Origin of the sequence: Moorena bouillonii PNG, from assembly GCF_001942495.1 — a bacterium.
Lineage (GTDB): Bacteria > Cyanobacteriota > Cyanobacteriia > Cyanobacteriales > Coleofasciculaceae > Moorena > Moorena bouillonii.
In genome coordinates, this window is sequence record NZ_MKZS01000001.1 from 7623236 (window position 1) to 7627913 (window position 4678).

General features: G+C 39.2%; 4 protein-coding genes. All 4 read right to left on the reverse strand.

Annotation, left to right across the window (positions count from 1 at the left end):
* Nucleotides 1-73: 73 nt before the first annotated feature.
* The 4 genes from BJP37_RS31105 to BJP37_RS31120 are packed head-to-tail and all read right to left on the reverse strand — an operon-like array spanning nt 74 to nt 4472.
* Nucleotides 74-844: a glycosyltransferase family 2 protein gene (locus tag BJP37_RS31105; RefSeq protein WP_075904726.1), complete on the reverse strand. Its 771-nt coding sequence runs from the start codon at nt 842-844 to the stop codon at nt 74-76.
* A 27-nt stretch (nt 845-871) separates the two neighbouring features.
* Complete coding sequence (locus tag BJP37_RS31110; RefSeq protein WP_075904729.1) at nt 872-2056, reverse strand: glycosyltransferase; 1185 nt, start codon at nt 2054-2056, stop codon at nt 872-874.
* A gap of 6 nt (nt 2057-2062) precedes the next feature.
* Nucleotides 2063-3196 carry a glycosyltransferase family 4 protein gene (locus tag BJP37_RS31115; protein ID WP_081431393.1) on the reverse strand — a complete coding sequence of 378 codons (1134 nt, stop codon included), beginning with the start codon at nt 3194-3196 and terminating at the stop codon, nt 2063-2065.
* Between the two features lie 37 nt (nt 3197-3233).
* Nucleotides 3234-4472, reverse strand: a complete 1239-nt coding sequence (locus BJP37_RS31120) for a hypothetical protein (RefSeq protein ID WP_143727879.1) — start codon at nt 4470-4472, stop codon at nt 3234-3236.
* Nucleotides 4473-4678: the final 206 nt, after the last annotated feature.

Here is a 4678-nt window from a genome sequence, read left to right on the forward strand (position 1 = left end):
TCCCGATTCCCGATTCCCGATTCCCGATTCCCGATTCCCGATTCCCGATTCCCTATTTGACAATGGTTAAAATTTACTGCTTCTGTAATTTCTCAAATTCAATCAACCGAATAGATAAAAGAGTTTCCGCTAGCATCCGTTGAAATGCGTAATACCAACCATGCCAACCATCGAAAATTCCGCCCTTCAGAATCAGACAGTAAAACAGGATAATAAAGGGAGCAATAATTTTTTGTTTGCGAATTCGGTCACCTAAACTAATTTCATTATCTGGGGTCTGGGTTAGTTTTTTGACTTCAATTATCATGTATCGGTCTTGCGCCCACAACCATCGGCTTAAAGGTTTGCGGTCATCATGATGGATATAGGAAGAGAGTGTTGATGATTTGCCATCTACAATAACTCGATGTGCATGACCATCATTTTGATAAGTTGCTTTTTCTCTTTTGTAGAGTACTTTTCTTGGTGGCAATAAAGTACCATGCAAAGGTTTTCCAAAGATACAATACTTGAATCGAACACTATAACTGTTTAGGTCTGGTGACGTTTGCAAGGTTTGTATTTCACTAATTAGCTCATCTGTTAACACATAATCAGCATCTAGGGATAGTACCCATTCAGATGCTATTTTTCCTAGTCCATAATTACACTGGGCAGCAAAGGAATCAAACTTTCTTTGAAAGACTTGTACTTGAGGAATTGAATCTAAAATTTCTAAAGTTTCATCGGTGCTGTAACTATCAATTACAACAATTGTCTTTGCCCAGGTAAGCTGTTGAAGGGTACGTTGGATGTTGGGCGCTTCGTTGTAGGTGAGAATGAGTGGGGTAATTTTTTCTAGCATTCCCGAAAAAGTTAAAATAATATCTTGTTAAGATAATGTCGGTATGGGTTGATTTTGGATGATAGATTTATAAACTTGAATCAGTTTTTTTGCTATGGAATCCCAGGTGTATTGTTCAAAGATAAGTTGACGAGCGCGAGTTCCCATCTCTTTGGCTTGTTGGGGAAATTGCAAACACTGGGTTAAAGCATTGGCAATAGCCTCAGCATCAATATCAACTACATGGGCAACGTTTGCAGTAGCAGCTTCTGGAAAATTACAGCCTGTGGTAATAACACAAGGTAAACCTGAAGCCATACCTTCCAGCACAGACATACTAAACCCTTCAGAATAGGAAGGGGCAACATAAATACTAGCAGCAGCAAGGGCAGCATATTTAAGAGAGCCTGTTAGCATCCCTGTAAAGGTAACAGCATCTAAACAACCTGCATTAGCAAAGTAGTCTTTGGCCGTAGATAAGAAACCAATGTTATCAGGACCTGCAAGAATTAGGTGAGTATGGGAAAATTTAGAGTGTATTTTACCAAAAGCTGTGGCTAGCAAGTCTAATCCTTTTTTGGGGTCGATACGTCCTAAGAAAAGAATCAGAGTTTTGTTACGAGTAGCTGGAAACTGTTGATAAAAAAGTTCAGGATTAGGGAGTTGTTCAAAGTCTTGACGATGTAAACCGTTGGGAATGATTATTTGAGGAGCTTTGAGGTTAAGTAACTTGATATTCTCAGCTTCAGCTGATGACAGCATTTGGATTGCACTGGCACGCTTAAGAACGGGTTTTTCGACTACACTATAGTAGATGCGCTTTTTCCACGCTTTGTAAGAGAGTGCCCAAGGTTCAAGCATTCCTTGAGGATTCATCACGTATGGAATGCCATAAAGCTGACAAATCCAGTGAGCAATTAAAGTAGGAATAGAAAAAACAGCTATTGTATGTACTAGATCGTAGTGATTTATGTTTTGAAGCAACCATTGAGTCAATGACCAACTCATTTTATAGTCGTTCCATCCCCCATAGGGAAAGTATTGAACTCGATAGTATTTCTCTTTAACCCACGTATGCAGTGGCACATTCAATCTTGTACTACCATTAGCATCTGTGGTAACTATATCAACATCAAGGTTATGTTTACCAAGTGCTTGAGCTAATTCAATGGCAATTTTGGATGTTCCACCATAGACATTTCCCAAAGCAGGAATAACAATTAAAATCTTCATGAATGATTAATTTTGATGCGCTAAAGCGTATTCAACAGCTTGTATTAAACCTTGAGCAAAATAGTCGGGAGAGAATTTATGGATGTGTTGCAGGGCGGCTTGACTGAGATTGTCTAGGTCAATTTCCCCTGAACTTACCTTAACCATTAACTTAGTTAGCTGTTCCCTATCATAGGGATTAAAACCAAATCCATTGATACCTTCAACTACTAAATCTTCAAAACAGCCACAGCAATTAGACACTACCACTGGTAAGCCAGCTGCCATAGCTTCATTGACAACTAATCCCCATTGTTCGTGAGTACTAGCATGGATAAAGCAGCCAGCGTGAGCAAAATAAGGCAGAAGTTCTTGTTGTTGTAAAAAACCAGTTATATGAATAACCTTAGTCAACCCTAAGTCTTTAATCTGTTGCTCAATTTGAGAGCGCATTGAACCATCCCCACACAGGACTAACTCCCAAGCCCTGTCTTTAGCTAGTTGGCGATAGGTAGCGTAGGCTGAAATTACAAAAGGGAGATTTTTCTTAGGGATAAAGCGATTGATAGTCAGGAAGTAGGGCTTGTTTAAAGGAGGTGCCAGAGATTTAATTTTATCGGGATGGAAAGCATCATTCCCTACGACATTATAGCCGCAAAAAATGGCTTCCTTAGGTACTCCTAATTTGATCAAGTAACGTTTTTGTGGTTTTCCGCCCACTAAAGCCGATTTATACCGGTTAAGTAGCCAGCGCTTTATCGTTTCACGCCACCAAATTCTAGTAAAATCGGTTTCTGTAGTCTCCGAAAGCAAAATTGGTAGTTTACCGTGCCATAAACTCCATACTAAAGTAGCAATCATAGCTGATCCAAAATAGCCAGCAATCACCACCACATCAGGCTGAACCTTCCTTAGGGTAGAATAAAGTTTTGGGAGTAATTGATGAGTTTTTACATCCTCTATATCCCGGTCTTTAACAATAGAAATTAGCGCAAAAGGAAGATTGTTTAAGTTAGCTTTCCAGGCATATTCAGCTTGGGTTCTTGCTAATTCTATGCCAATCACATTCCATCCTATTTGATGACAGTGCTGGTGTAAGGCACTGACACGGGCAATATGGTAGGGGCCATAGTTAATAAACAATACTGCGATTTTGAGCACTTGATTTAGAGAAAAATATATAGAGTTAAATTCTTATTTAAGGAGATAAATTAGATGTAGAAATAAATCTTCCCTGAGCTTTTTTGGATCCGTAGCGTTCTAGCATAAGCACAAATACATATCCAAACAAAGCTGGCCATAATACCAGTAGGGTAAATTCTCGACCTAAGTTAAACGTCAGCCCCAAACAAATCAGAAATAATCCTAAGCGCAGGGTGGAAAATTGCTGTGCCCAGAGTCTACCCATAAAACTTGCCCAACTAGCCATTAAAATCCCTGCACCCATTGGTCCAAATATAGGGCCAAAATTAAAAAAACCTTGTCCAATTAATCCAGTTGAAATAGTAGCAAATACCCCTATACTATTATCAGCACCACCAAATCCCCGTAAGATAGCATAATCAATTCCAATTAGAGGTTTATTAGGCCATATTGCTCTAGGTATTACATTAGCTGCTTCTGCTAAATAGCGACCTCCGTACGTTAAATTTAGGCTTCCTTCTTGATAAAAGTGATTGATATAACATAGCTCTTCTAGCATATTTAATCCCAAGTGCTTGGTTTCTGATAATTCTTCTGTTTGCAGTCCACTATCGGCAGCAAATAATTCCGTAAAACCAGTGTTGCGATAAGTAATAATCAAGGTCATGACTTGATTAATAATTAAAAACGTCACGATGCTAATTAAAGCCTTCCTCCAAACCTTGTCTTGGGAAAATAAGGCATAGCTAAAATACCCTGGTAAAACTACAGCAAGAAGATTGTTTCGGGCTCCCAAAAAAATAAAATATGGCAGTGTAATTAGAATAATTAAAATATTTAACGTCTTAAATTTACGGCGCATTGGTAGGGGTAAAAGCACGCCAAAAAATGCACAAACTAGGGTATAAACATAAGCGGCGGAAGAAATAATAAATCCATTACCACCAGCAGCAGCAGCCCGACCCCACATTTGCCGTCCAGTACGAGCTGCAATTGGAAATAAAGCATTGAAAATATCGCCGTTGAGACGGCTAACACCATATCCTAATAAACATAGCCAGACGAAGGCTAGAACCATTAAAAGTTGCTCAGGATTAAAGGCAGTAAATTTAAAAACAGTATGGTAGTTTTTAAGGAATCGGCGAGAAAGGGACGGGATGACTAGGCGAAAAGTGATTAAAAAAGTAATTATTTGCCAATAACAGCTTTCTAGTATTGATGAATCAAACTGCAGGAAATTTTCAGGAGTGTAAATTAGTTCTATAAAATACCAGGCTCCAACAGTTGCATACACCGCCAGGGCGGGAATACTCCAAGCTCGTTTGTCTTTGACTAAAAACGCTTCAATGACTAAGATAAAAAGTAGGCTTGAAGCCATGACATAAATAGGGACAAGGGCTTCGGGAAACCCTACAGAATCAGTCATTAATCAAAACTATAATAAAGGGAGTAGGGAGTAGGGAGTAGGGAGTAGGGAGTAGGGAGTCGGGAGTAGGGAGT